Origin of the sequence: Streptomyces sp. NPDC001027 (assembly GCF_040299045.1) — a bacterium.
Classification (GTDB): domain Bacteria; phylum Actinomycetota; class Actinomycetes; order Streptomycetales; family Streptomycetaceae; genus Streptomyces.
The window spans coordinates 1-26,789 of record NZ_JBEPBI010000099.1; the positions used below are offsets into that span (position 1 = coordinate 1).

Genomic DNA, 26,789 nt, shown 5'->3' on the forward strand with positions numbered 1-26,789 from the left:
CTTCTCCGCTCCGCTGCCCGCGCCGCGCTGTTCCCCCCCGCGCTTGGGTGGCGCACGCCGGTTTTGTGATGTATTCCCGGGGGCGCCGATTGCGCCGGGGGGCGGGTGGGGTGTGTCCCACCGGCCCGCCGGATCCGCTCGGTTCGCGACAGCGTTACGCGTCGACCTTCTCCATGACCTCGTCGCTGACGTCGAAGTTGGCGAAGACGTTCTGCACGTCGTCGCTGTCCTCGAGGGCGTCGATCAGCTTGAAGATCTTCCGCGCGCCGTCCTCGTCCAGTTCGACCTGCATGGTCGGGACGAAGTTGGCCTCGGCGGAGTCGTAGTCGACGCCGGCGTCCTGGAGGGCGGTGCGGACCGCGACCAGGTCGGTGGCCTCGCTGAGCACCTCGAAGGACTCACCGAGGTCGTTGACCTCCTCGGCGCCCGCGTCGAGGACCGCGCCCAGCACGTCGTCCTCGCTCAGCTCGCCCTTGGGGACGATGACGACGCCCTTGCGGTGGAAGAGGTACGACACCGAGCCCGGGTCGGCCATGCTGCCGCCGTTGCGGGTCATGGCGACGCGGACGTCGGAGGCAGCGCGGTTGCGGTTGTCGGTGAGGCACTCGATGAGCACCGCGACGCCGTTCGGGCCGTAACCCTCGTACATGATCGTCTCGTAGTCGGCGCCGCCGGCCTCGAGGCCGCCGCCGCGCTTGACCGCGGAGTCGATGTTCTTGTTCGGGACCGACTGCTTCTTCGCCTTCTGGATGGCGTCGTACAGCGTCGGGTTGCCCTCGATGTCGACGCCGCCCATGCGGGCCGCCACCTCGATGTTCTTGATCAGCTTCGCGAAGAGCTTGCCGCGCTTGGCGTCGATCACGGCCTTCTTGTGCTTCGTCGTAGCCCATTTAGAGTGGCCGGACATCTGCCTGTCTCCTTCGCGTAACCGTCTCTGCAACGAACTCCCCCAGACCTTAACGGCCTGGGGACCCCAGCAGATCCTACAAGGACCGGCGTGCCCGGTCGGCGCGCACCATGTCCACGAAGAGCGCGTGCATCCGATGGTCGCCGGTCAGCTCCGGGTGGAACGAGGTGGCGAGCGCGTTGCCCTGGCGGACGGCGACGATGTGACCGCCGTGCTCGGCGAGCACCTCGGCGCGGGCGCCCACGGACTCGACCCAGGGAGCGCGGATGAAGACGCCCTCCACGGGAGGTCCCGTCACGCCCTCGACGTCGACCGCGGCCTCGAAGGACTCGTTCTGGCGTCCGAAGGCGTTGCGGCGCACGATCATGTCGATGCCGCCGACGGTCTCCTGGCCCGAGCGCGGGTCGAGGATCTTGTCGGCGAGCATGATCATGCCTGCGCAGGTGCCGTAGACGGGCATGCCGGACCTCACGCGCGCGCGGAGGGGCTCCATCACGCCGAACAGGACGGCCAGCTTGGAGATGGTCGTGGACTCGCCGCCGGGGATGACGAGGCCGTCGACCTCGGCGAGTTCCTCGGGGCGCCGCACCGGCCTGGCCACGGCGTCGGCCGCGGCCAGGGCGACGAGGTGCTCCCGTACGTCGCCCTGGAGGGCCAGGACGCCGATGACAGGGGTCGTGTCGCTCATGAGGTGTTACCAGCCGCGGTTGGCGTAGCGCTCGGCCTCGGGGAGGGTGTCGCAGTTGATGCCGACCATGGCCTCGCCCAGGTTGCGGGACGCGTCCGCGATGATCTTCGGGTCGTCGTAGAAGGTGGTGGCCTTCACGATGGCGGCGGCGCGCTTGGCCGGGTCGCCGGACTTGAAGATGCCGGAGCCGACGAAGACGCCCTCGGCGCCGAGCTGGCGCATCAGCGCGGCGTCGGCCGGAGTGGCGACGCCGCCCGCGGAGAACAGCACGACCGGGAGCTTGCCGAGCGCGGCGACCTCCTTGACCAGCTCGTAGGGGGCGCGCAGGTCCTTGGCGGCGGCGTACAGCTCGTTGTTGTCGTAGCCGCGCAGCCGGGCGATCTCGTTCTTGATCTGACGCAGGTGACGCACGGCCTCGACGACGTTGCCGGTGCCGGCCTCGCCCTTGGAGCGGATCATCGCGGCGCCTTCGGCGATGCGGCGCAGCGCCTCGCCGAGGTTGGTGGCGCCGCAGACGAAGGGGGTCGTGAACGCGAACTTGTCGCTGTGGTTGACCTCGTCGGCCGGGGTGAGGACCTCGGACTCGTCGATGTAGTCGACGCCGAGCGACTGCAGCACCTGCGCCTCGACGAAGTGGCCGATCCGGGACTTGGCCATGACCGGGATGGACACGGCCTCGATGATGCCCTCGATCATGTCGGGGTCGGACATCCGGGCGACGCCGCCGTCCTTGCGGATGTCGGCCGGGACCCGCTCCAGCGCCATGACGGCGACGGCGCCCGCGTCTTCGGCGATCTTCGCCTGCTCCGGCGTGACGACGTCCATGATCACGCCGCCCTTGAGCTGCTCGGCCATGCCGCGCTTCACGCGCGCGGTGCCGGTCTCGGGGGTCTGGTTTTCGGAGATCGTGCTGGACACGGGTGACCTCACTAGTCGAAAAGAGGATTCTTCGGCACTGAGGAAACGCGAGTGGACCAGTCCACAGCAAGGGCCAATGCGCAGCCGGTGGATCCTTTTCCCCGAGCGGCGCCCCCGAAGGGCCCGACGCGCACCGGCGCGCCGCCCGGGACGGCTCGGCCGAACCCCGGTCAGGCGGCCCGGTCGACCAGGGGGGACGGAGGTTCGTCGTCCATCTCGAAGGCCATCGGGAAGGGTGCGTGACCGGCCAGGCGGAACCAGCGGACCTTGCGGTGCTCGCGCAGTCTGCGGACGGCGCCCACCGCGTCGTTGTGGAAGCGCCGGGCCATGGGGACCCGGCGGACGGCCTCCGTGAGCTCGCGGGCCGCCTCCTCGCCGCCGGGCGCCTCGCGCACGGCCTCGAGCTGCTGGGCGTCCGCGAAGACGGCCCGCAGGGCCTGGCTGAGCTCGCTCTCGGCGACCTCGCGCTGCTCCTCCTCGGCCTGCCGGGCGGCGTGCGCGGCCTCGTACAGGACGATCGACGCGGCGGGGTCGAGGACCTTGGAGGTGGCCAGTTCCTGCGCCACCGACGCGCGGCGCAGCAGCTGCGCGTCGAGCGCGGCTCGGGCCGCGTCGATGCGGGCGTGCAGCCGGTCGAGCCGTCCCGCCGTCCAGCTCAGGTAGAGGCCGATCGCGACGAGGACGACCAGGATCCAGATCAGGGTTGCGGTCACGGGCGGCAAGGCTACCCGTGACCCCTGCGGCGGTGGGGCAGGTCAGTCCCGGGCCAGCCCGAGCCGGGCGCGCAGGCCCGTCGATCCCCGTTCGTCGTCGGCCGCGACCGCCGCCGCTCCCGCCGTCACCGTCTCGTAGACCGACAGGATGTCCGCGCCGACGGTCGACCAGTCGAAGCGCCGCACATGCGCGCTGCCCCGCTCGCTCAGCTGTTCCCTGCGTTCCGGGTCGCCCAGGAGCCGCACCGCCGCGGCGGCCAGCGCGTCCGCGTCCTCGTTGGCGAACAGCTCGCCCGCCGCTCCCTGGTCGAGGACCTGGGCGAAGGCGTCGAGGTCGGAGGCGAGCACGGGAGCTCCCGCCGACATGGCCTCGACGAGGATGATCCCGAAGCTCTCGCCGCCGGTGTTGGGCGCGATGTAGAGGTCGACGCTGCGCAGGAAGCGCGCCTTGTCCTCGTCGCTGACCATGCCGAGGAACTCCACGCGCGCGTGCAGCTCCTCGGGCAGGCTCTCCACCGCCTCCTTCTCGTCGCCGCGCCCGGCGACCAGCAGCCGGGCGTCCGGGCGTTCGGCGAAGATCTTCGGCAGCGCCCTCATCAGCACGGGCAGGCCCTTGCGCGGCTCGTCGATGCGCCCGACGAAGCCGATGGTGGCGCCCTGCCACTCGGGGTTGGGCTCGGCCTTGGCGAAGAAGTCGACGTCGACGCCGTTCGGGATGACGACCGCGTCGCCGCCGAGGTGCTCGACCAGCGTCCGCCGGGCGTACTCGCTGACGGCGATCCGCGCGCTGATCTTCTCCAGGGCCGCCTGGAGGATGGAGTACGCGGCGATCATGGCCCGCGAGCGCGGGTTGGACGTGTGGAAGGTCGCCACGATCGGCCCCGAGGCCGCCCAGCAGGTCAGCAGCCCGAGCGAGGGCGAGGTCGGCTCGTGGATGTGGACGACGTCGAACGCGCCGTCGTGCAGCCAGCGCCGCACGCGCGCGGCGGACAGGAACCCGAAGTTGAGCCGGGCGACGGAGCCGTTGTACGGGACGGGGACCGCGCGGCCGGCCGAGACGACGTAGGGCGGCAGCGGGGTGTCGTCGTCGGCCGGGGCGAGGACGGACACCTCGTGACCGAGCCGGATGAAGTACTCGGCGAGGTCGCGGATGTGGAACTGCACCCCGCCGGGGACGTCCCAGGAGTACGGGCAGACGATGCCGATTCTCACGCGGGCGCCCCGTCCGACGGGCGGGGTTCCAGGTCCGCGAGCCACAGTCTCTGCAGCATGTGCCAGTCCTCCGGGTGGTCGGCGATGCCGGTGGCGAAGGCGTCTGCCAGCGCCTGTGTCATGACAGACGTCCTGTCGGCCCGGCTGCCTGTCGCGGGCGCCTCGATCGGCGGATGCACCCTGCCCTGCATGACGGGCGAGTCGTCGTACCAGAGGGTGACGGGCAGCAGCAGCGCGCCGGTCTGCTGGGCGAGCAGGGCGGGCCCGGCGGGCATCCGGGCGGTGTCCCCGAAGAAGTCGACCTCGACGCCGGAGGCGGACAGGTCGCGCTCGGCGACCAGGCAGACCAGTCCGCCCTCGCGCAGCCGCCGGGCCAGGGTGCCGAAGGCGGCGCCGCCGGTGTGCGGCAGGACCTCCATGCCGAGCCCCTCGCGGTAGGCGACGAACCGGTCGTACAGCGTCTCGGGCTTGAGGCGCTCGGCGACGGTGGTGAACGGCGTGCGCAGCTTCGTGGTGACCCAGGCGCCGGCCAGGTCCCAGTTTCCCATGTGCGGCAGCGCGAGGATGACGCCCCGGTCCGAGGCGATGCCGTCCGTCAGGTGGTGCACGTCCTTGGGGTCGAAGCCGTCGGCGACGCGCTCGGCGCTCCAGGCCGGCAGCCGGAAGGATTCCATCCAGTACCGCAGGTAGGAGCGCATCCCCGCGCGTGAGAGCTCGGCCAGGCGCTCCGGGCCCGCGTCCGGCACCACGCGCGCGTAGTTGCTCTCCAGCCGCAGCACCCCCTTGCCGCGCCGTTTCCACGCGAGGTCGGCGACGGTGCGGCCGAGGCCTGCGGCGACCGGTTCGGGGAGCTTCTTGACGGTGCTCCAGCCCAGGCCGTACAGCGAGTCCGTCAGACGCTCGCGGGCGCTCACTTCGCGGCCTCGCTCCCCCGGGCCCCGCTGCCCTGCGTCTCGTCCGCCCGCTCGGCGACGTCCGTGACCTCGGCCGCCTGCTCGGCCTCGGCGGATTCGCGGCGGACCGTGACGACGCGCTGGATCAGCGTGACGAGGCTGCCGACGGCGACGATCCACAGCGCGATCGGCAGCAGCACCTGGATACCGGGCACGCCGAACGCGTGCAGACCGGAGAGTCCCGCCGCGACCAGCGAGATCACCAGGCGTTCGGCGCGTTCCACCAGCCCGTTGACGGCGACCGGCAGGCCGATCGACTCGCCGCGGGCCTTGGTGTACGACACCACCTGACCGCTGGCCAGACAGAAGATCGAGACGGCGCACAGGGCGTTGTCGTCGCCGTGGCCCGCGTACCAGAGCGCGAAGCCGCCGAAGATCGCGCCGTCGGCGACCCGGTCGAGCGTGGAGTCGAGGAAGGCCCCCCAGCGGCTGGTGCGGCCGAGCTGGCGGGCCATGTTGCCGTCGACGAGGTCGGAGAACACGAAGAGCGTGATCACGATCGTGCCCCAGAAGAACTCGCCCCGGGGGTAGAAGACCAGCGCGCCCGCGATCACGCCGGCGGTGCCGAGGAGCGTGACCGTGTCGGGGCTCACGCCCCGGCGGATGAGAAACGCGGCGAACGGTGTGAGGACACGCGTGAAGAATGCACGCGCGTACTTGTTCAGCATGGCCTTCCCGAGGGTCGGTGTGGCCGTGCGGCCCCTGCTGGCCGCCGACTGGCCCATCGTAGCCACGCGCGTGTGCGTGCGACGGTCGGGCACCCGGCCCCCACCGCCGTGTCACGGCCGCACGGCGTCCGGCGCACGGCCGGGTCACGTCCGCCGTATGGACGGGCCGTGACGGGAGTGGAAAGCTCGAAGGACCGCGGGCGTCGCCGGAGCCGCCATCGCACGCGGGGCCGTCGCGCCCGCGCCCCCAGTGACCTCACCGTGCACGGGAGGCAAGGAAATGGGCGACAAGGCGAAGGAACACCCCGGAGCCGCCGGCAGGGCTACGGCGGCCGACCGACCCGCGTCCGTACGGAATGTGGTGCTGGTCGGCCACTGCGGATCGGGCAAGACGACATTGGTGGAGGCTCTCGCGCTGACCGCGGGAGCGGTGAACCGGGCGGGCCGCGTGGAGGACGGCGGCACCGTCTCCGACTACGACGAGATCGAGCACCGGCAGCAGCGCTCGGTGCAGCTCTCACTGGTGCCCGTCATGTTCGACGGCATCAAGGTCAATCTTCTCGACACCCCCGGATACGCCGACTTCGTCGGGGAGCTCAGGGCCGGTCTGCGCGCCGCGGACGCGGCCCTCTTCGTCGTCTCGGCGGCGGACGGCGTGGACGGTTCGACCCGCATGGTCTGGGAGGAGTGCGCGGCCGTCGGCATGCCCCGCGCGATCGTCGTCACGCACCTGGAGGCCGCCCGCGCGGACTTCGAGGAGATGACGCGGATCTGCGCCGAGGCCTTCGGCGCGGACGACCCGGACGCGGTCCTGCCGCTGTACCTTCCGCTGCGCGGCCCCGAGGGGCCCGACGGGCACGCGCCGGTGACCGGGCTGACCGGCCTGCTGTCCCGGACGCTGTTCGACTACTCCTCCGGCGAACGCCGGGAGTCCGATCCGGACGAGGAGCGGTTGCCCGCCCTCGAGGAGGCCCGCAACCGGCTGATCGAGGGGATCATCGCCGAGAGCGAGGACGAGACCCTCATGGACCGGTATCTCGGAGGCGAGCAGATCGACGTCAAGACGCTGATCGACGACCTGGAGCGGGCCGTCGCGCGCGGCGCCTTCTTCCCCGTCCTGGCGGCCGCTCCCGCCGCCGACGGCACCCGACAGGGCCTCGGCACGGTCGAACTCCTGGAACTGGTCACCAGGGGCTTCCCGACGCCTCTGGAACGCGAGGCGCCGCGCGTGACGACGGTCGACGGCCGGCCGCGGGAGCTGGAGTCCTGCGATCCGGACGGTCCGCTGGTCGCGGAGGTCGTGAAGACCTCCTCGGACCCCTACGTCGGCCGGGTCTCGCTGGTCCGCGTGTTCTCCGGGACCCTGCACCCGGACGAGACCGTCCACGTCTCCGGGCACGGCCTCGCCGACCGCGGTCACGAGGACCACGACGTCGACGAGCGCATCGGCGCCCTGTCCGCGCCGTTCGGCAAGCAGCAGCGGACTCTCACCCACTGCATCGCGGGCGACCTCGCGTGCGTGGCGAAACTCGGCCGCGCGGAGACCGGCGACACCCTCTCCGCGAAGGACGACCCGCTCCTCATGGAGCCCTGGCAGATGCCGGACCCGCTGCTCCCGCTGGCCATCCGGGCCCACAGCAAGGCCGACGAGGACAAGCTGTCGCAGGGGCTGGGCCGACTGGTCGCCGAGGACCCCACGATGCGCCTGGAGCACAACCAGCACACCCACCAGGTGGTGCTGTGGTGCCTGGGCGAGGCGCACGCGGACGTCGCACTCGAGCGGCTGCGCTCCCGTTACGGCGTGCAGGTCGACGTCGTCCCGCATCTGGTCTCGCTGAGGGAGACGTTCGCGGGGAAGTCCGCCGGGCGCGGGCGGCATGTGAAGCAGTCCGGCGGGCACGGCCAGTACGCCGTGTGCGAGATCGAGGTGGAGCCGCTGCCGGGCGGCTCGGGCATCGAGTTCGTGGACCGGGTCGTCGGCGGTTCGGTGCCGCGGCAGTTCATCCCCTCCGTCGAGAAGGGCGTCCGGGCGCAGGCCGCCAAGGGGGTGGCGGCCGGACATCCGCTCGTGGACGTGCGGATCACGCTGCTGGACGGCAAGGCCCATTCGGTGGACTCCTCCGACGCCGCGTTCCAGACGGCCGGCGCGCTCGCGCTCCGGGAGGCGGCGGCGGACGCGCGGATCCATCTGCTGGAGCCGGTGGCCGAGGTGTCGGTGCTGGTGGGCGACGAGTACGTGGGCACCGTGATGAGCGATCTGTCGGGGCGGCGCGGACGCGTGCTGGGCACCGAGCAGACCAGCGGCAGCCGCACGCTCGTGCGGGCCGAGGTGCCGGAGATCGAGATCGGCCGGTACGCGGTCGATCTGCGCTCGCTGTCGCACGGCACGGCCCGCTTCCACCGCGCGTACGCCCGGCACGAGCCGATGCCGCCGCAGGTCGCCGAGAAGGTGCGCCAACAGGCGGAGGCAGGCTGACGGTTGGCGCCGCGCCGGTCCCAAGTGGCCGGTGCGGCACCACACGGAGGGCGTTCTTCCGGTTCGGTGGGCGGCTTCGGCCGTCCGCCGACGGATGTCGGCCCCTGCCGATACGCTGATGACCTGATCAACAGGTGTGCGGAGCACGGAAGTCGGGAAAGCCGCAGAAGCGAGAGCAGCGGCGATCGGGGGCGGGAATGACCGTTGGCAGCGGTTACGCGGACATCTTCGGACCGCAGGTGCCGCAACAGGGCGACGGAGGGCAGACACCGACGTTCGGCCTGGCGTCGGCGGCCTACCGGGACAACCCGGTGGAGGACATCAAGAACGCCGACAACGAATGGCACCAGACGGCGGTCAACGCCGGCCGCAGCTGGGCCCGGATCTTCCGGCCCAACCTCGGCGAGGCGTTCTCGCAGGCGGTGATCGACCGCATGCTGGGCGTCGGCCGCAAGCCGCTCATCCAGTCGTTCGGCAGCGAGCCGCAGGTGGTCGTCGAGCACTGCCTCGCCGCCAACCGCATCCGCCGCGAACGCGACCAGAAGCTGACCGGCGTCATGGTGCTGTGCGGCGTGCTGTTCCTGCCGGGCCTGCTGGTGTGGCTGCTGGTCTTCCAGCTCCGGGCGAGCATGGGCAAGCTCGACGACAAGCGGGTCTCCGGCCTCGGCACCGGTCTGCTCGTCGCCATGGGCGCGCTCGCCGTGCTGTTCCTGGTCAAGATGCCGTTCACCGGCGCCGTGGGATGGTACGCGCGCGGGTGCGTCGTGGCGCCCGTGGTCGGCTGGTTCCTGGCCAAGCGGATCTGCGAGGGCACCGCGGTCGACCTCCGGGGGCGCTGGGACAGCCTGCTGTCCGGCGGCAGCGTCGGCGCCAAGGTGCCCGAGGCGGTGCCGACCAGCCCGAACCAGACGGCGGCGGAGCAGCTGCGCCAGTCCCTGGCACGGCTCAGCGCGGAGCAGCAGTCCAACTCGGTCTTCTACGCCGGCCCCAAGGGCATACTCGGCATGGGCACGCGGTGGGGCTCCTGGCACCTCGCCGAGGAGCTGGTGCCGAGCGACCCGAACAAGGGCGTCCACGAGTTCCGCAGCTGGACCGTCGTACGCGCCATCCACGACCAGCTCGCCGTGCTCAACCGGCAGAGCCTGAAGACCGGCGGATTCCCGCCGCCCACGGTGCGGCACTGGATCGTCACCCCGGTCGGCGAGAACGCCAAGGCGGTCGCGCGGCCGGAGGGCACCGACGTCGAGGCGTATCAGGTCAAGCCGCGGGCGATAGAGGACATCTGCAACAACCAGCAGTTCGGCGGCGGCGACCGGCACTACCTGGGCGTCCAGTGGCCGCTGTGGGACGGCCAGTTGATCATCACGATGCTGATCACGGTGACGGTGCTGCACGAGACGCTGCGCATCGAGGTCACCGGGCACGCCCTGGGCCCGGTCAACGGCCTGTTCACCACCAAGCCCGAGGCCCCGACCAAGGAGGTCGCCAAGAGCGTCCGGTTCTGGGAGACCCGGACGGTCAAGCTGCCGCTGGTCACCGCCGACGAGGTCGTCCGGGTGGCCGCGCGCGCCACGATCAGCTGGTATCCGCCGCTGCTGAAGTGGCTCGGCGGCTCGATCGGCCTGCCCGAGCCCTTCGGCCTGCGGCACGCCTGGGCGGACCAGCCCTGGCGTCACCGCTTCATGGCCGACGACGCCCTGCGGGCGGCCACGCCGGTGCTGCGCGTGGTGCACTCGGCAGCGCTCAAGGTGCTCAAGGAGCACGACGTGAACATCGACAAGTTCACCTCGCGGTCGTCGATCCTGAGCGGTGCGGTCCAGGACGTTTCGCCGAGGAAGGCGGACAGCTACGACGCGTGAGCCTGCGGCGGTCGCCCTGGTTCGCGCGGGTCGGCGCGGGTCGGTCGGGTGCCTCTGGGGGGCGGCTCCCCCAGGCCCCCGCTTTCGGCCCTCAAGAAGCCTCGTCCTCAAACGCCGGACGGGCTGAGACGGACGGCCGGGCCCGCACTACGGTGCTGCCGGGTCAAGGCTGTGCGGGCCAGGCTTCTGCCAGCATCTTCCTGGTGTCGGCCAGGAGCTGCGGCAGTACGCGCGTGTGCCCGACCACCGGCATGAAGTTCGTGTCGCCGCCCCAGCGGGGCACGATGTGCTGGTGCAGGTGGGCGGCGATCCCGGCGCCCGCCACGGCGCCCTGGTTCATGCCGATGTTGAAGCCCTGCGCGCCGGACGCGAGGCGCAGGGCCGTCATCGCCTGCTTGGTCAGCTCGCCCAGCTCGGCGGTCTCCGGCCCGGTCAGGTCGGTGTAGTCGGCCACATGACGGTAGGGCACGGTCATCAGGTGGCCGCCGTTGTACGGGTACAGGTTCAGCACCGCGTACACGTGCTCGCCGCGCCGGACGACCAGCCCGTCCTCGTCGGACTTCGCCGGGATCGAGCAGAACGGACAGCCGTCGCCGGCGCCGGGGCCGGTCGGCTTGTTCTCGCCCTGGATGTAGGCCATCCGGTGGGGCGTCCACAGGCGCTGGAACGCGTCCTGCGTCCCCACTCCGATCTGCTGCTCCGGCTCACTCGTCATGCAGGGCAGCATATGGCTTCGCCCGTTCGCGGAGTGTCGGCGGGGTTCACGCGCCCCCCCGGGACGGCGACGGGCCCCCGGGGCGACTCCCCGGGGGCCCGCGCACCACGGCGTCAGACCTGTGTGCGCTCCTCGACGACCTTCGCGATCTTCGCGATGGCCTCGTCGAACGGGATGCCGTTCTCCTGGGAGCCGTCGCGGTAGCGGAAGGACACCGAACCGCCCGCCATGTCCTCGTCGCCCGCGATGACCATGAAGGGCACCTTCTGCTTCTGGGCGTTGCGGATCTTCTTCTGCATCCGGTCGGAGGAGGAGTCGACGTCGACCCGCAGCCCCTGCTTCCTGGCCGCCGCGGCGAACTTCTCCAGGTAGTCCACGTGCGTGTCGCCGATCGGGATGCCGATCGCCTGGACCGGTGCCAGCCACGCCGGGAACGCGCCCGCGTAGTGCTCCAGGAGCACCGCGAAGAACCGCTCGATCGACCCGAACAGCGCTCGGTGGATCATGACCGGTCGCTGCTTGGAGCCGTCGGGCGAGGTGTACTCGAGCTCGAAGCGCTCCGGCAGGTTGAAGTCGAGCTGGATGGTCGACATCTGCCAGGTGCGGCCGATGGCGTCCTTGGTCTGGACGGAGATCTTGGGGCCGTAGAAGGCGGCGCCGCCCGGGTCCGGGACCAGGGGCAGGCCCTGCTTCTCGGCGACCTGGCGGAGCGTCTCGGTCGCCTCCTCCCAGACGTCGTCCGAGCCGACGAACTTCTCCGGGTCCTTGGTGGACAGCTCCAGGTAGAAGTCGGTCAGGCCGTAGTCGCGCAGCAGGCCGAGGACGAAGGTGAGCGTCTTGTCGAGCTCGTCCGCCATCTGCTCGCGGGTGCAGTAGATGTGCGCGTCGTCCTGGGTGAAGCCGCGCGCGCGGGTCAGGCCGTGCACGACGCCCGACTTCTCGTACCGGTACACGGTCCCGAACTCGAAGAGGCGCAGCGGCAGTTCGCGGTAGGAGCGGCCGCGCGCGTCGAAGATCAGGTTGTGCATCGGGCAGTTCATGGGCTTGAGGTAGTAGTCCACGCCCTCGTCGAGCTGCATGGGCGGGTACATGCCGTCGGCGTACCAGTCCAGGTGCCCTGACTGCTCGAAGAGCTTCCCCTTCGTCGCGTGCGGGGTGTAGACGAACTCGTAGCCCTCCTCCTCGTGACGGCGGCGCGAGTAGTCCTCCATGACCCGGCGGACGACGCCGCCCTTGGGGTGGAAGACCGCGAGGCCGGAGCCGATCTGCTCGGGGATGGAGAACAGGTCGAGCTCGGAGCCCAGCTTGCGGTGGTCGCGCTTCTCGGCCTCGGCGAGGAAGTCGAGGTGCGCCTTCAGCTCGTCCTTGGTCGGCCACGCGGTGCCGTAGATGCGCTGGAGCATGGGGTTCTTCTCGCTGCCGCGCCAGTAGGCGGCCGCGTTGCGCATCAGCTTGAACGCCGGGATGTTGCGGGTGGAGGGCAGGTGGGGACCTCGGCAGAGGTCCTTCCAGCACAGGTCGCCGGTCCTCGCGTCGAGGTTGTCGTAGATCGTCAGCTCGCCGGCGCCGACCTCGACGTCCGCGCCGTCGTCGGAGGAGGCCGAGCCCTTGAGGCCGATCAGCTCCAGCTTGTACGGCTCGTCGGCGAGCTCCTCGCGGGCCGCCTCGTCGGTGACCACGCGGCGGGAGAACCGCTGACCGCGCTTCTGGATCTCCTGCATCTTCTTCTCGACGGCCCTGAGGTCCTCGGGCGTGAACGGCTTCTCGACGTCGAAGTCGTAGTAGAAGCCGTCCTTGACCGGCGGGCCGATGCCCAGCTTGGCCTCCGGGAAGAGCTCCTGCACGGCCTGGGCCATCACGTGCGCGGTGGAGTGGCGCAGGATGTTCAGACCGTCCTCGGAGGAGATCTCGACGCCCTCGACCTCTTCGCCGTCCCGCAGCACGTACGCCAGGTCCCTGAGCTCGCCGGCCACGCGCGCGGCGACGATCGAGCGCTCGCCGGCGAAGAGGTCGGCGGCCGTGGTGCCCGTCGTCACCGTGCGCTCTTCCCGCTCGGAATCGCGATGGATGATCACACGGACGTCTGACACCGGTCTCTCCTGACTGAAGGCGGATGCGGGCGCCGTACCGAGGGCGCGCGCAATAGGGGATCGTACCGACCCGCACCCGCCGACCGCGAAATCAGCCCCCGCCGCCCGGCCGGGCGCTACTCCCCTCCGCAGGCCTCCTCGAAGAAGTCGACGTTCTCCTGGAGGGACTTCAGCAGACGGTCCCGCTCCTCCTCGTCCACCTGGACGGGGACGACCTCACACGCGCCGGTGACTCTGCGGAAGCCGCCCCGGCTCTCCAGCCGCCCCCGCACCCGCACGGGCAGCCCCACCAGGTGGGCCTGTCCGGCGATGCGGTAGTCCTCCTCGTCGAGGGTCAGCCGGACGTGCGGGATCTCGGCGCCGGCCAGCACCCGCAGTCGTACGCTGCCCTCGCCGCGCGGCCCCGACCGGCGCATCCGGACCACCGTGCCGGTGATCCGCACCGGCACGGACGGCTCCTCGCGCAGATATCGGGCGCCCGCCTCGCGCAGCACGGGCAGGTCGCCGGGCGAGAACTCGACCGGCTCGCCGCCGGGGGCGCAGTCCTCGGGGACCCCGGCCGCGGGCGCCCACTCGACGGCGATCCGCGCGCCCTGGGTCCCCCGCACCAGGGCGATCAGCGCCTCGGTCAGCTCGCGGCTGGCGCCCGCCTCCACGGCGCCGTCGAAGGCGTCCATGGCGCCGGCCGCGCGCTGGTAGTCGATGGCCTCGCGCACGGCGTACAGGGCCTGGTGCAGCCGCACGGCGAGCGGGCGCGCGACGGCGACCGGCGCGAAGGCCGTCAGCCGTCGCCCGCCGGCCGCGGAGCCCACCAACACGCCGTCCAGGGTCGCGAGGGCCGCGCGGCGGTGCCGGGCCCCGTAGTAGCCGGCCCGCGCGCGCGTGGCGAGGGCGCCGGCCAGCAGCATCTGGCGGGCCGCGCCGCGCAGCTGCTCCTCGACGGCCCAGGAGGCGGCCCCGGCGGGCCCGGCGGTCGCGTCCCGCCACCAGCGGATCTCGTCGCTGGGCACGACGAGCCCGAGCAGCACCTCGCGGGCGGAGGGCGTGCCGCTGCGGGAGAGCGCCAGGAGCGCCTCGCCCAGCAGGTCGTCGCTGTCCGGGAAGGCCCGGCTCTCCGGCACGAGCAGACTCGTCCCCGCGCCGCCGGGGCCGGGCGGGGTCCAGCGGCCGTAGCGTCCGACGGCTCCGCCGCGCCGCTGCCAGCCGTGCCGGCGCAGCAGGGCGCCGAGGACCGCCGGGTCGACCTCGCCCGTCTCGGGGCGCCGGTCCCAGTGGGCCTCGGGGTGCGGCCGCACCGGCCGCAGACGCTCGTCCAGGGGGCGGTGGGTCACGGTCTGCCTCCCGTCCCGGCTCGCGTCATGATCTCGCACAGCGCCCGGTCGTCGAAGATGCGTGCGGTCGGTATCCGCACGGTGGTGCGGGTCCGGCCGGTGATCGGGTGGCCGGCGAGATTGACCCAGTAGCAGCAGTGCCGCAGGTCGAGGCGGTCGTGGCCGGCTCGCAGCCACTGCTCCCGCGCCCGGGGAACGATCATCACGACCAGGATCTTGTGCACCGTCACGGGGGTGCGGGCGAGCTTGCGCAGGTGGTCGTTGTCGAGGGTGAAGGAGAAGGAGTGGCCGGGCGGGTCGGGCCGCACCTGGTAGGTGGCCTTCAGCTGCACCTTGATGGTGACCTCGTCGTCGACGGTGTGCCCGGGAGCGCTGTGGCTGACGTGCCAGTCGATGCCGTTGTCGGGGAACGGCTGGGACAGCGAGCATCCCGCGGCGGCCGCGACGGCGTGCAGATAGCCCACCTGCAGCGTCTCCATGCAGGCGGTGGTGGCGAGCGTGCCGCGTTGAACGCCCGCGCGCTCGGGCAGCAGCCCGCTCCGCTCGGGCTGCGCTATCGCCATGACCAACAGCCTTCCCCGCGAAGCCGTCCCCGTGACGGGCCGCTGAACTGCAAAGACCCGTACTCGTGTTGTGTCCTTCCGGCGTACGGCGCAAACAGCCCGGGTATCACCAAACTGGCAGAAGACGGTGCGTCAGCTGCCGTGGGTGAACGAGGGGTTGGATTGGGATGACGTACTGGTACGAGGGCCCTCTGGCCGCATTTGACACGGAGACGACGGGTGTCGACGTGGAGACCGACCGGATCGTGTCGGCCGCCCTCGTCGTCCAGGACACGCCGGCGGCGCGGCCGCGGGTCAGCCGATGGCTGGTGAACCCGGGCGTGCCGGTGCCCGCGGGGGCGACGGAGGTGCACGGTCTGACGGACGACCATCTGCAGCGCAACGGCCGCTGGCCGTCTCCGGTGATGTTCGAGATAGCCCAGCTGCTCACCGAACAGGCGGCGGCGGGACGCCCGTTGGTGGTGATGAACGCGCCGTTCGACCTGACGCTGCTCGACCGTGAGCTGCGCAGGCACCGGGCGTCGTCGCTGAGTCACTGGCTGGACGCGACGCCGCTTCGGGTGCTGGACCCGCGGGTCCTTGACAAGCAACTGGACCGGTACCGCAAGGGGCGGCGCACGCTCACCGACCTGTGCGCGCACTACGACGTGACCCTGGCGGAGGCGCACGACGCGGCGGCCGACGCGCTCGCCGCCCTCGAGGTCGTGCGCGCGGTGGGGCGCCGTTTCGCCGCGCGTCTGGAGCGCCTGTCCCCGGCCGAGCTGCACGCCCTGCAGACGTCCTGGCACGCCGCTCAGGCGCGGGGGCTGCAGGCCTGGTTCGCGCGCAGCGGCTCCCCGGAGACGGTGGACACGTCATGGCCCCTGCGGCCCGAGATGCCGGCGGCTGCCTAGGGCCGTGACCGGCGCACGGGCGGGTGCGGCGACTCGTCCGGTCTGCGTCCGGACACGAAAAAGCCGGTCCGCTCGATGCGGACCGGCCTCTCCCGGTGGGCGATACTGGGTTCGAACCAGTGACCTCTTCGGTGTGAACGAAGCGCTCTCCCACTGAGCTAATCGCCCGGGAACGCACTGAACAATACAGGTCCCCGCACGCTTCCTTCAAACCGCTTCCAGGTACGCCGTCAGACCGCGCCGCCCGGCGCGCATCATCAGCCGGTGGTTGAGGCGGAACACCGGCCGCCCCGGCACGGCGAGCCGTCTCAGCAGCGCCTTGTTCACCTCCACGGCCTGGTCGTAGCGGGCGAGGCTGCCGGAGCCGTCGGCGGTGACCGTCCAGCGCGCCCAGCCGTCGATGTCGCCCCACAGGGCGGTCTCCAGGACCCCGGCCACCGGATCACGCCGCACCTCACGCGCGGTGAAGGTCATGTCGTACGGGAGGAGGGAGCGGATGCGGACGACGCCGGTCGTGTCGTCGATCCGGTTCACCTCGCGCACCTGGGGCCACCAGCGCGGGTAGTCCTCGGCGCGCTCCAGCACCTCGTACACACGCCGGGGCGGCGCGTCCAGCGGCCAGAGGCTGCGGAAGCGGTAGCGGGTCCAGTCCATGAGCCGAGTCTGCCCGGCAGCGGGGGCGACAGGCCGTATCTGAGTACGCCCTGAGTACGTGCGCTCATGCCCCGGCACGTGACGCGAGCCACACTCCCAGGCATGACGCATATTCCGTCCCCGGCCGACGAGCTGCGGCTGCTCGACGCGGAGCTCTGGCAACTGGACGCCCGCCGGGCCCAGTTGCTGACCCGTCGGGCCTGGCTGGTCGCCGCCCTGCAGCGCTCGTCGGCGGGACCGGCGCAGCCGACCGCTCCGGTCCCGCCGGGCTCGCCTGCGCCTCCGGTTCCGGCCTTCCGGCCCGAGGCCACCGCCCCGGGCGTGCAGAACGCCCTCCTGTTGCTCGGCGGGGTCCTGCTCACCGTCGCGGCGATGGTGTTCACCCTGGTCAGCTGGGGTCATCTCGGCATCGTCGGTCGCTCCGCGGTGCTGGGAGCGGTCACCCTTGCGGTGCTGTGCGCGCCCGTGCCGCTGCTGCGGCGACGGCTGCGTTCGACCGCCGAGGCGGTCGCGGGCCTGGGTCTGGCGCTGACGTCGCTGGACGCGTACGCCCTGTACGAGGCCGCGTTCCCGGCGGCGGACGGGACGACGTACGCGGCGGTCGCCTTCACCGCGCTCGCGGCGCTGTGGGCGCTGTACGGCACGGCCCTCGCCGCGCTGCCGGGCTCGGCCGCGCTGCGACTGCCCCGGCCGGCCGCCCTGACGGTCGCTCAGTTCGCGCTGCCGCTCTGGGCAGTGGCGGCCGACGGCGGTCCGCACACGATCACGGTCGCGGTGCTGCTGACGGCCGCATTCGACGCGGCGGTGGCGCTGCGGGCCGCCGAGCGGACGGTGCGTCCGGTCGCCGTGGTGTGCGCGGCCGGGACGGGCGGCTGGGGCGTGCTGACGGCGGGCCTGCTCTCGGTGGACGCGGCCGGTCCGGGCGCCGCGGCACGTGCCGCCGCGCTTCTCGCCCTCGCGGCGGCGATCGCGCTGGGGGTGACCCGGTCCGCCCCGGGGGCGGGCCTCGCGACGGGCACGGCGACGGCCGGCGCGCTGTGCGCGGTCGTCGGCCTGGGCGGCGTCCTGCGGGTGTCGCTGCCCGGCGAGTGGGCGGCGCCGGCGTATCTGGTCTGCGGGATCGCCCTTCTGGCCGCGGTCCGCGGACCGCAGGCGCTGCGCCGGGGCTTCGCCCTGGCCTCCGGCGTCGTGCAGGCGGGCGCCGTGCTGTGGTCTGCGCCGGCCGTCGCCGTGGCGTTGCTGGGGCCGACGGCGTGGCTCGGGCGCGTGTGGTCCGGCGTCCCCGCCGACGCCCGCGCCGCGGTGGCGACGGACGCCTTCTGGCCCCCGCACGCCGTGACAGTCCCTCTCGTCCTCCTCGCGGTCGCCGCGGTCGCCGCGGTCACGGCGAGCGCGGTCCGCGGCGACGCGTGGCGGCCCCGGGCCCTGACCGGCGCGCTGACGCTGACGTGGGCCGCCGTGCTCGTCACCCCTGCGGCCCTGCAACTCCCTTACGCCGTCGGCCTGTCGGTGCAGAGTCTGCTGACGCTGGCCCTGCTGGCGCCGGCGTCGCGGACGGCCACCGCGCTCGCCCTGGGCTCGTCGCTCGGTCTCGCTCTGCTCTCGCTGGCCGCCGAGCCCGCCACGCTCACCGTGCTCGGCGCGCTCACCGCGGTGTGCGCGGCAGCCGCATGGCGTGGGCGCTCGACGCCGGTGTCCGCGGCCGCCGCCCTCGGCTACGCCACGGCCCTGGCCTGCGCGGCGGGCGCCGCCGCCGGCTGGCGGCCGGAGCACGTCGCGCTGCTGGTGCTGCTGGTCCCGGCCGCCGCGGCGCTGGTCGCGGCGCGGACCGGCGATACGGCCACCACGCTCGCGGTCGAGGCGACGGGCGGCGTCGCGGGTCTCGTCGCCATCGGCCTCGCGGTGCTCGACCTGCCCGTGCTCGCGCTGGTGCTGTCGCTGTGCGCGGTGATCGCCGCGGGCACGGCCGTCCGTCCGGACCGCCGCTTCGCCGCTCACGCGGCCGCGGTGCTCTTCCTCCTGGCCTCGTGGGTGCGGCTGGCCGCCTGGCGGGTGGACATGCCGGAGGCGTACACGCTGCCGGCGACGCTGCTGGCGCTCGTCGTGGGCGTCCAGCGCCGGCGCAAGGACCCGCACACGTCGTCCTGGACCGCGTACGGTCCCGGGCTCGCCGCCACGCTCGTGCCCAGCCTCGCCGTCACCTGGTACGACCCGGCGTGGACCCGCCCGCTGCTGCTGGGCGCGACGGCGCTGGCGCTCACCCTGCTCGGCGCCCGGCATCGGCTGCAGGCGCCGCTGGTGCTGGGCGGCTCGGTGCTCACGCTGGACGCGCTGCACCAACTCGCCCCGTATATCGCCCAGGTGGGCGACGCGCTGCCGCGCTGGGCGCCGCCCGCCCTCGCCGGACTGCTGCTGCTCGTCCTCGGCGCGACGTACGAGCAGCGGCTGCGGGACGTCCGGCGGGTGCGGGAGGTGTTGGACCGCATGCGGTAGGAGTACCGGCCCGGGAGCCGTCACGGGACATCCCCGCGACGGCTCCCGGGCCGGGTCGGACGTGCGTCACGGCATCTTGTCGCCGAGCAGCGCCAGGTTCTCGATGGCGGCGAGGCCGTAGAGCGCCGTGTCGTTCGTGGCGACCCAGGCGGCCTCGCTGCCCGCGACCAGGGTGGCGGGGCCGCTGAGCGGCTCCGTCTTCCACGGCGAGGACTCGGTGTAGCCGTCGGAGCTGTAGAACTTCGTCCACGCCCGCTTGGCGAGCGCCGCGTCGCCGGTCTGGACGGCGGCGTAGGCGTCGAGGCGCGAGTGGCCCTGGAACAGCAGCAGGGTGCCGAAGTTGGAGCCGTAACGGGCCGCCTGTTCCGCCTTCGTGGCGTTGAAGTAGCGGCAGTAGTCGAAGTAGGCCTCGTTGAACTTCGGCATGTCGACCAGGTGGATCAGCTCGGCGCACAGCTCGTTGAGGCCGAAGACGGCCGACAGGTGCGAGACCTCGACCTTGGGCTTGTCGGCGACGGCGAACCTGCCGGTGTCCAGGTCGTACAGGCCGCTGCCCTGGACGAACCCGTTGGGCTGGGCGGCGATCGTCTCCATGGTGGACAGGACGCGCGCCCTGGCCTTCTCCCACTTGGGGCCCTTGCGCTCCCACTCGGTGAGCCACGCCGACACCAGACCGCTCCAGTCGGTGCCGAAGCCGATGGACAGGGCGTGCCGGTCGGGCGTGTACGGCTCGGTGCGGATCTTGCGCAGCGGGTCGAGGGCGAGGAACGTCTCGTCGGAGTCGACGTTGGCGTGCATCAGGTCGCCGACGCGTTCGTCGGCCGTCAGGAAGTAGTAGTAGCGGCGGTACGTGGTGTTCGCGATGCGCTGCTGCTTGGCGCTGTCGGCGTAGTGCTGGACGCCGTGCCGGGTGCCCAGGCCCGCCCACTTGCCGAGGTGGTAGACGTCGACCTCGCCGGTGTGCCGGGTCATCGCCTCGGCGAAGCGGAAGATGTCCGCGCGGCCGGAGCGCAGGTACGCGAGCCACAGCCACAGGTCCGGCGACAGCTCCGAGTTGTCCCAGGCGTAGCCGCCGATGTCGTACCGCCACTGGTGCCGGACGGTGTCATAGGTGTGCATGATGTCGCCGTAGTCCCAGAAGCCGTACCAGCGGCGCTGCTCCACCTGTCCCTTGTAGTAGGTGAAGAGGAAGTCGAGGTGGTCCTCGATCTTCGCCTTGGCGGGGGTGGAGCGGTCCGGCTCGGAGTACAGGCCCGGGCCGAACACCTTCGCCTTGATGAGCTGTTTGGGCGGGGCCGCGAGCTGCGGCAGCACCCGGACGGCCTCCACCTGTTCGGCGAGCTGCTCCGGCGTCGGCGTCGACTCGTTGGCCCAGAAGAGGAGTTCGGAGGTGCGGGCGATGCCGTAGGGGGTGCCGAAGCCGGGCTCGTAGTCCTCGTAGGTGATGTTGAGGCCCTCGAGCTGTTCGGGGAACGTGTCCTGGCCCATGCCGTCGTGGTAGAAGCGCAGGTCCATGGGCTGCGCCTCGGGCGACCAGAGCCAGAGGGTGACCTCGGCGGCGTCGGTGTGCGCGTCGCGGACGTCGAGCTGGGCGGGGTGCTTCTCCCAGAAGTCCCGCAGGCCGAAGGAGAACCCGCCGCTCACGCCGCCGACGTACCCGAAGCCGGACGCCCGCCTGCCGCCGCCGGCGCCGATCCAGCCGTGGCCCTTCTTGGTGCGCTTGCGCAGGGTGAACCCGTCGGCGGAGAGCTGGGAGAGGGTGTAGTCGCCCCACTCGGGGATGTACTGGAGGCGGGTCGTGACCCGCTGGTCCCAGGTGGCGGGGTCGGGCACCTTCCGGCCCGCGTACTGGGCGGCCTGCACCGCCGCGCCGGGGTCGCGGCGCAGGCCGGTGATGCCCTTGACCGCCTCGCGCAGCAGGCCGGCGCCCTCGCCGCCGATGCGGATGTGTCGGTCGTAGGACTCGTCGCGCATCGGGACGGTGAAGCGGACGCCGAGGCCCCGGATGAAGTCGCCGCTCGCCTTGCCGGGCTCCTGGGTTCCGTCGTAGGTGATCGTGTGCACCATGCGGAAGGAGTCGGCGCCCGCGTAGAAGTAGAGACGGATGGAGAACGGCAGCCAGCTGCGGCTGCCCCTGCGGTGCTTGCCGTCGATGCGGACGACCGCGCGGACCGGGCCCGACTGCTCGACGGTGACCTTGTCGACGGCGCCCTCGAATCGCTCGGTCTTGACGGCGCCCTGGTCCTCGTCCTCGATCTCGGGCTGCCGGATCAGCACCAGTCGGCCGTTTCTGGCGATCTCGGCAGAGCCGCGGGTGACGGACTTGATCAGGGTGGCGCCCGACGTGCCGATCCTCGCCGTGATGACGCCCGTCGACACGTCGATGGCGCCGCCCCGCTTGTCGACGGTGACCTTCTTGGCGGGAGCGGCCGGTGCGCCCGCGGCGAGGGTGAGCTTGCCCGATCCCGAACTCACGGCGTGCGCGGTCCACTTGAGGGAGCCGTCCGGCCAGTAGGCGATCGGCCAGGACTGTACGGGGACGTCCTTGCCGGCGGCGTCGGTCAGCGCGAAGGTCTGGTCCTCCCGGTAGGCGCCCATGGGCCAGGGCACGCCGAGGGTGGAGCCGGGGGCGGCGCCGAGGCCGCCGTCCTCCAGCCAGTCCAGGGTCACCGGATCCGCGTCCGCGGCCGCGGCTCTCGGCGCGGCGTCGGCGTCCTTGGCGCCCAGGGCCCAGCTGAACTGCGCGGCGGCGCCGGCGACGGCGGCCGCCTTGAGGAGTGACCTGCGGGGGATGGGGGACATGGCCTTTCCTTTCCGTGCGACAGGCAAGGTAGTCAGGGGCATGGCAGATGGAGGTGCGGCGCCCGTGGCGCCGACCCGAGATGGAGCGCAGCGCTGCCGTCAGCGGCGCCGGTACCGTTGCTCGACGGCGACGGCCGCCGCCGCGACGGCCCCGAGGACCGGGACCGCCAGGGGCAGGACGAACAGTGCGGACACCGCGACGACAGCCAGACCGCAGACGACCAGGAAGGACCCGGCGGGGTCGAGCACGGTCCGCCGCCCGGCGTCCGCGATCAGCGCCCGCCAGGGGGCGCCCGGCGTCCAGACGGCCGCCGCCCGCAGCAGGGCCACGGCCAGCCCGATCAGAGCGAGGACGCCGACGGCCCCGACGAACGGCCCGCCGGGAAGACCGGCCCGCACCGCCAGGACGTCCGTCCAGACCGCGGCGGCCGCCGCCCAGCCGGCGAGCCCGACGACCCATCCGCCGCGCACCGCCGCCCGGAAGTCCGCGGCGAACTCCCGCAGGCCGCCGCTCTCGTGGCGCGTACGGCGTCGCAGATGCCGCGCGCCCGCCGCGAAGGCCGCGGGATAGGTGACGACCCCGAGACAGGCCACGGCGATCCACACCCCGGTGAGCAGACACTCGGCGAAGACCGCGAAGCGCTCGCCGAACACCGACTCCCTGCGCGCGGAACGCGCCTTCACCCCTGTCTGCGCCATGGTGACCGCCTCAGCCCTTCAGTCCGGAGGTCGCCATTCCGTCGATGAGATAGCGCTGGAAGGCCATGAAGAAGGCGATGACCGGCACCAACGCCACCAGCGACATCGCGATCATGCTGCCGTAGTTGGAGATGCCCTCCTGGTCGCGGAACATCATCAGGCCCAACGACACGGTGTACTTGGAGGGGGTGTTGAGGTAGATCAGCGGCCCCATGAAGTCGTTCCACGCGTTGATGAAGGTGAAGATGGCGCTGGTGATGAGGGCGGGGCGGCTCAGCGGCAGCACGACGGACCAGTAGGTCCTCAAGTGCCCGCAGCCGTCGAGCTTCGCGGCCTCGTCCAGCTCCCGCGGCAGTCCGCGCATGAACTGCACCATCAGGAAGACGAAGAACGCCTCCGTGGCCAGGAACTTGCCCGCCACGAGCGGCACGAGCGTGTCGATGTAGCCGAGGTTGCGGAACAGCACGTACTGCGGGATGAGCAGCACGTGGTACGGCAGCAGCAGGGTGCCGATCATCAGCGTGAACAGCAGGTTCCGGCCGGCGAACCTGATCTTGGCGAAGGCGTACGCCGTCAGCGAGCTGGAGAGCACCACGCCGACCACGGCCAGGACCGCGTACAGCAGGGAGTTGGTGAAGAAGCTGCCGATGGAGATGCCGGAGATGCCGTCGGCCAGCCCGGAGAAGTTGGCCCAGACCGGCTTGGCCGGCAGCAGGTCGAGGCTGGCGATGATGTCCTTGCTCGGCTTGAACGAGGCGCCGAGCACCCAGATCACCGGGTAGAGGACGACCGCGAGCACGAGCAGGGCGCCTGCGTGCCAGACGAGTGATCCCGCGCGCCGCCGCTCGCCCGCCGTGCGCGTGACAGGACTGGTGGCAGTGCTCACTTGGCGGCCTCCTCGTAGTGCACCCACTTCTTCTGCGACCAGAACAGGACCGCCGTGACGAGCGCCACCGCCACCACCAGCGTCCAGGCCATCGCGGAGGCGAAGCCCATCTGGGCCTCCTTGAAGCCCTTCTGGTACAGGTAGCAGGTGTAGACGAGAGTGGCGTCGGCCGGTCCGCACCGGGTGTCGGAGACCACGTAGGCCGAGCCGAACACCTGGAACGCGTGGATGGACTCCAGCAGCACGTTGAAGAACAGCACCGGGGAGATCATCGGCAGGGTGATGTTCCAGAACCGCCGCAGGGGGCCCGCCCCGTCCATCTCGGCGGCCTCGTACAGCTCCTGCGGCACCTGCTTGAGCCCGGCCAGGAAGATGACCATCGGCGCGCCGAACTGCCAGATGCTCAACGCCACCAGGGAGTACAGGACATAGTCCGGATTGCCGATCCAGCCGCCGACGTCGACCCCGAAGATCTTCTGCGTACGGTCCACCACGGCGTCGTCGGAGAACAGCGCCCGCCACACGAAGCCCACGGAGACGCTGGCCCCGATGAGCGACGGCATGTAGAACGCGGCCCGGTACAGGGCCTGTCCGCGGCGCTTCTGCGCGAGCAGCAGCGCCACCCCGAGCGCGAGGAGCAGCTTCAGCGGCGTCGCCACGACGACGTACTTGAGCGTGACCTCGACCGACTTCTGCCAGCGCGGGTCCTGGAACATCGTCGTGAAGTTGTCCAGGCCCACCCACTTGGGCGGCGTGAACAGGTTGTAGCTGGTGAACGCGTAGTAGAGCGACGCGATCATCGGCCCCGCGGTGAGCAGCAGGAACCCCGCGATCCACGGCGACATGAAGAGGTAGCCGGCGAGGTTCTCGCGGCGCCGCCCCCGCCGCCCGGCGACAGGAGCGGCGGACCGCTTCTTCGCCGGGCGCACGGGCGCTTCCTTGACGAGCGTCATGGTGGTACGTCCCCTCAGCCCGCGAACGCGGCCTTGGCCTCGCTGAACAGCGCCTTCGCCGCGTCGGCCGGCTTGGTCTTGCCCTGGGCGACCTCAGCGCCGAGCCGCAGGAAGGCCGCCTCGACGACGTCCGCGCCGGAAGGGTGCGGGGTGATCTTGCCGAGCACCCCGGCCTTGGCGACCTCGTCCTCGTAGGCCGCGACGCCCTTGTTGTTGGGGTCGGTCGGCTTGAAGGCGTCGTACTGCTCGGTAGTGGCGAGGATGCCGCGGTCGTAGCCCATGATCTTGCCGACCTCGGGGTCGTGGACCATGAAGTCGATGAACTGGGCGACCTCCTTGGGGTGCTTGGTCCCCGAGAAGGCGCTCAGCATCAGCGAACCGAGGTACTGGCCGGTGTTCTTGCCGTCCGTGGTAGGGATCGGCGCGAGCCCGTAGTCCGACTCGCCCTCGCCCTGGTAGCGGATGGAGAAGTTGTCCCAGGTGAACTCGGAGGCGGCGAGTCCGGCCGAGAGACCCGACTTCGGCTTGACCTGCTCGATCTTCTTGGGATCGGCGACGAGTCCGGACTTGACGCGCTTGTAGCCGTCCTCCCACCACTGGGTCAGATCGGCCTCGGTGAAGCCGAGAGCGCTGTCGGTGAAGAAGGCCTTGCCGTTCTGGCGCAGATACAGGTCGTAGAGGTACATGATGCCGAAGTAGCCGGTGTCACCGGCGATCTTCAGCTTGTCCTGGATCGTCTGCAGCGCGGCGAAGTAGTCGTTCCATGTCCAGCCGAACTTCGCCTCGACGCCCGCCTTCTTGAAGGCCTTCTGGTCGATCACGAGCGCCATGGTGTTGGCCCCGACGGGTATGCCGATCTGCTTGCCGTCGACCTGACCGTTCGCCAGAACGCCGTTGCGGAAGTTCTTCAGGTTCAGGTTTCCCGCGTCCGCCTGCGCCTTGAGGTCCATCAGAACGCCGCGCTTGTCGTACTTGCGCAGGAATCCGACCGCATTCTGGAAAACGTCCGGCGGATTCCCGCCGGAGGCCTGGGTCTGGAACTTCTCCCAGAACGCCTCGTAGTCGGTGAATTCGGGCTTGATCTTGATCTTCGGATACTTCTTCTCGAAGAGCGCGATCGACTTCTTGATGGCAATCGTGCGCGGCTCGCCACCCCACCAGGCGTAACGGATCGTCACCGTCCCGTCCGCCGAGGTCTCGCTGTCCCCCCCGCACCCGGTCGTCGCGGCCAGCCCGAGCGTGGCCGCCGTGGCTCCGGCCGCCTTCAGGATCGTTCGCCTCTCAACATTCCTGCTGGTTCCCACAGTCGGGCCCCTCCCCGCAGCGTCGTTGCCGCTTGCATGAATCGTTTCAAGAAAGCGCTTGCTGGCACAAGGTACGAGGGGGTTGAGAGACCGTCAATGATTCGGACAGGATTTTCTTGCGAGCAGGCAAACCGGCAGGGCGCGGTCAGAACCGGTCACACCTGGCCCGACGGCTGCGAACTCCCTGGTCAGGACGGGTCGTTCGGAGGATCGGACGACTGGAACGAGTTGCTCACGCTTCACCGGCCGCCCAAATCCGGCTGTGCCGAAGGGACATGAGAGGCGGGCGTGGCGAAGGGCGCGGCTGGGTGGATGAGTTGAGAGCCAGGGGCGGGGTTCGCGAGCGGAGGTTTACCACGGGGGCCGAGGAGGGGAGCCTGCGGACCGGAAGCGAGCGCACGGGACGAGGCGACCGGACCGCTGACCGCCGACGGCCCGAGGTGGGTCACCGCGGCCTAGGGCAAGGCGATCGGGCGGGGCGGTCGGGCGGGGCCCTGGACAACCGCCGGACAGGAGACGCGGGGCGGGACCGCTCGACGGATGAATACGCGAAGGCCGGCGGCGTCCCGGCACCGTGGGGGGAGTGAGCCGCCGAGGCGGAACGGACGGGGACGGAGCGGCGACACGTAGCCGACGGGAAGAGCGTCGGCGAGGCTCCGCCGACGGGGAGAGTGCCGACGCGAGGCTGTGGCCTTGCGGGTTGCGGGCCGGGCGGCCCGAGGGGCGAGGCACGTCGAGGCCGCATGAACGGCGTGCGGTTCGTGCTGCACGTACCGCGGACCGTTGGGAACCCACTGCGCTTCGGGCCGCACGGACCCGCGCACCGTTCGTGACGCACGGACCGCACGCCCGTTTCGGGCCGCACGCACCGCACGCCGTTTCGCGTGCACGGTGTGTGGATCGCTGGGAAAACGACTTCGGCCCGTCTGCGGGATTCGCAGACGGGCCGACGTTCCGGTGGGCGATACTGGGTTCGAACCAGTGACCTCTTCGGTGTGAACGAAGCGCTCTC

General features: G+C 71.5%; 21 protein-coding genes and 1 tRNA gene. 4 read left to right on the top strand and 18 right to left on the bottom strand.

All coding sequences use genetic code 11. The features are described from left to right. Positions 1–154: 154 nt before the first annotated feature. From ABT300_RS24740 to pgsA, 7 genes are all read right to left on the bottom strand, one after another. A complete protein-coding gene (locus ABT300_RS24740; protein ID WP_351679513.1) occupies positions 155–907 on the bottom strand; it encodes a YebC/PmpR family DNA-binding transcriptional regulator in 753 nt (250 codons plus the stop codon). Positions 908–983: 76 nt separating this feature from the next. Continuing rightward, complete coding sequence (pdxT, locus tag ABT300_RS24745) at positions 984–1,595, bottom strand: pyridoxal 5'-phosphate synthase glutaminase subunit PdxT (protein WP_351679515.1); 612 nt, start codon at positions 1,593–1,595, stop codon at positions 984–986. Between the two features lie 6 nt (positions 1,596–1,601). Next, a complete protein-coding gene (gene pdxS, locus ABT300_RS24750; protein ID WP_351679518.1) occupies positions 1,602–2,513 on the bottom strand; it encodes a pyridoxal 5'-phosphate synthase lyase subunit PdxS in 912 nt (303 codons plus the stop codon). Positions 2,514–2,683: 170 nt separating this feature from the next. Next, positions 2,684–3,226 (bottom strand): LemA family protein, encoded by a 543-nt coding sequence (locus ABT300_RS24755; RefSeq protein ID WP_351679520.1) that lies wholly within the window; start codon positions 3,224–3,226, stop codon positions 2,684–2,686. Positions 3,227–3,268: 42 nt separating this feature from the next. Next, positions 3,269–4,438: a glycosyltransferase family 4 protein gene (locus tag ABT300_RS24760; protein ID WP_351679522.1), complete on the bottom strand. Its 1,170-nt coding sequence runs from the start codon at positions 4,436–4,438 to the stop codon at positions 3,269–3,271. Next, positions 4,435–5,352, bottom strand: a complete 918-nt coding sequence (locus tag ABT300_RS24765; RefSeq protein ID WP_351679524.1) for a phosphatidylinositol mannoside acyltransferase — start codon at positions 5,350–5,352, stop codon at positions 4,435–4,437. The genes ABT300_RS24760 and ABT300_RS24765 overlap by 4 nt, the downstream gene beginning before the upstream one ends. Beyond that, positions 5,349–6,116 (bottom strand): phosphatidylinositol phosphate synthase, encoded by a 768-nt coding sequence (gene pgsA / locus ABT300_RS24770; RefSeq protein ID WP_351679560.1) that lies wholly within the window; start codon positions 6,114–6,116, stop codon positions 5,349–5,351. The genes ABT300_RS24765 and pgsA overlap by 4 nt, the downstream gene beginning before the upstream one ends. A gap of 223 nt (positions 6,117–6,339) precedes the next feature. Here pgsA and ABT300_RS24775 point away from each other — a divergent pair, with 223 nt between their 5' ends. Together ABT300_RS24775 and ABT300_RS24780 are read left to right on the top strand one after the other, a co-directional pair. Next, complete coding sequence (locus ABT300_RS24775; RefSeq protein WP_351679526.1) at positions 6,340–8,535, top strand: elongation factor G-like protein EF-G2; 2,196 nt, start codon at positions 6,340–6,342, stop codon at positions 8,533–8,535. Positions 8,536–8,732: 197 nt separating this feature from the next. After that, the gene (locus ABT300_RS24780; protein ID WP_351679528.1) at positions 8,733–10,394 is read left to right on the top strand and encodes an AbeC-like domain-containing protein; all 1,662 of its coding nucleotides are present in this window, start codon (positions 8,733–8,735) and stop codon (positions 10,392–10,394) included. 163 nt (positions 10,395–10,557) lie between these two features. Here the strand turns inward: ABT300_RS24780 and ABT300_RS24785 are convergent, their stop codons facing one another. From ABT300_RS24785 to ABT300_RS24800, 4 genes are all read right to left on the bottom strand, one after another. Continuing rightward, the gene (locus tag ABT300_RS24785; protein WP_351679530.1) at positions 10,558–11,121 is read right to left on the bottom strand and encodes an HIT family protein; all 564 of its coding nucleotides are present in this window, start codon (positions 11,119–11,121) and stop codon (positions 10,558–10,560) included. 101 nt (positions 11,122–11,222) lie between these two features. After that, positions 11,223–13,199, bottom strand: coding sequence for a threonine--tRNA ligase (gene thrS / locus ABT300_RS24790; protein WP_351679532.1), 1,977 nt, complete (start codon positions 13,197–13,199; stop codon positions 11,223–11,225). A gap of 116 nt (positions 13,200–13,315) precedes the next feature. Continuing rightward, entirely contained in the window at positions 13,316–14,530 is a 1,215-nt protein-coding gene (locus ABT300_RS24795; protein ID WP_351679534.1) for a serine/threonine-protein kinase, read from the bottom strand. Then, positions 14,527–15,093, bottom strand: a complete 567-nt coding sequence (locus ABT300_RS24800) for a DUF4365 domain-containing protein (protein WP_351679536.1) — start codon at positions 15,091–15,093, stop codon at positions 14,527–14,529. Before ABT300_RS24800 ends, ABT300_RS24795 begins: the two co-directional genes overlap by 4 nt. A gap of 167 nt (positions 15,094–15,260) precedes the next feature. Here ABT300_RS24800 and ABT300_RS24805 point away from each other — a divergent pair, with 167 nt between their 5' ends. Then, positions 15,261–15,986: a 3'-5' exonuclease gene (locus tag ABT300_RS24805; protein WP_351679538.1), complete on the top strand. Its 726-nt coding sequence runs from the start codon at positions 15,261–15,263 to the stop codon at positions 15,984–15,986. 96 nt (positions 15,987–16,082) lie between these two features. Here ABT300_RS24805 and ABT300_RS24810 read toward each other — a convergent pair. Then, positions 16,083–16,154: transfer RNA gene (locus ABT300_RS24810), tRNA-Val, on the bottom strand. 39 nt (positions 16,155–16,193) lie between these two features. After that, positions 16,194–16,640, bottom strand: coding sequence for an SRPBCC family protein (locus tag ABT300_RS24815; protein WP_351679540.1), 447 nt, complete (start codon positions 16,638–16,640; stop codon positions 16,194–16,196). A gap of 102 nt (positions 16,641–16,742) precedes the next feature. Between ABT300_RS24815 and ABT300_RS24820 the strand changes: the two genes are divergently transcribed. Beyond that, on the top strand, positions 16,743–19,133 hold the full coding sequence (locus ABT300_RS24820) for an SCO7613 C-terminal domain-containing membrane protein (RefSeq protein ID WP_351679543.1): 2,391 nt from the start codon (positions 16,743–16,745) through the stop codon (positions 19,131–19,133). Positions 19,134–19,199: 66 nt separating this feature from the next. On the opposite strand, the gene ABT300_RS24825 is transcribed toward ABT300_RS24820, so the two are convergent. The 5 genes from ABT300_RS24825 to ABT300_RS24845 all read right to left on the bottom strand — a co-directional run bounded on the left by ABT300_RS24825 (position 19,200) and on the right by ABT300_RS24845 (position 25,777). Further along, positions 19,200–21,935 (bottom strand): exo-rhamnogalacturonan lyase family protein, encoded by a 2,736-nt coding sequence (locus ABT300_RS24825; RefSeq protein WP_351679545.1) that lies wholly within the window; start codon positions 21,933–21,935, stop codon positions 19,200–19,202. 99 nt (positions 21,936–22,034) lie between these two features. Continuing rightward, positions 22,035–22,634, bottom strand: coding sequence for a hypothetical protein (locus ABT300_RS24830; RefSeq protein ID WP_351679548.1), 600 nt, complete (start codon positions 22,632–22,634; stop codon positions 22,035–22,037). A 10-nt stretch (positions 22,635–22,644) separates the two neighbouring features. Beyond that, the gene (locus ABT300_RS24835) at positions 22,645–23,520 is read right to left on the bottom strand and encodes a carbohydrate ABC transporter permease (protein WP_351679551.1); all 876 of its coding nucleotides are present in this window, start codon (positions 23,518–23,520) and stop codon (positions 22,645–22,647) included. Next, positions 23,517–24,473 carry a carbohydrate ABC transporter permease gene (locus ABT300_RS24840; protein ID WP_351679554.1) on the bottom strand — a complete coding sequence of 319 codons (957 nt, stop codon included), beginning with the start codon at positions 24,471–24,473 and terminating at the stop codon, positions 23,517–23,519. Before ABT300_RS24840 ends, ABT300_RS24835 begins: the two co-directional genes overlap by 4 nt. Positions 24,474–24,487: 14 nt before the next feature. After that, on the bottom strand, positions 24,488–25,777 hold the full coding sequence (locus ABT300_RS24845) for an ABC transporter substrate-binding protein (RefSeq protein WP_351679557.1): 1,290 nt from the start codon (positions 25,775–25,777) through the stop codon (positions 24,488–24,490). Positions 25,778–26,789: the final 1,012 nt, after the last annotated feature.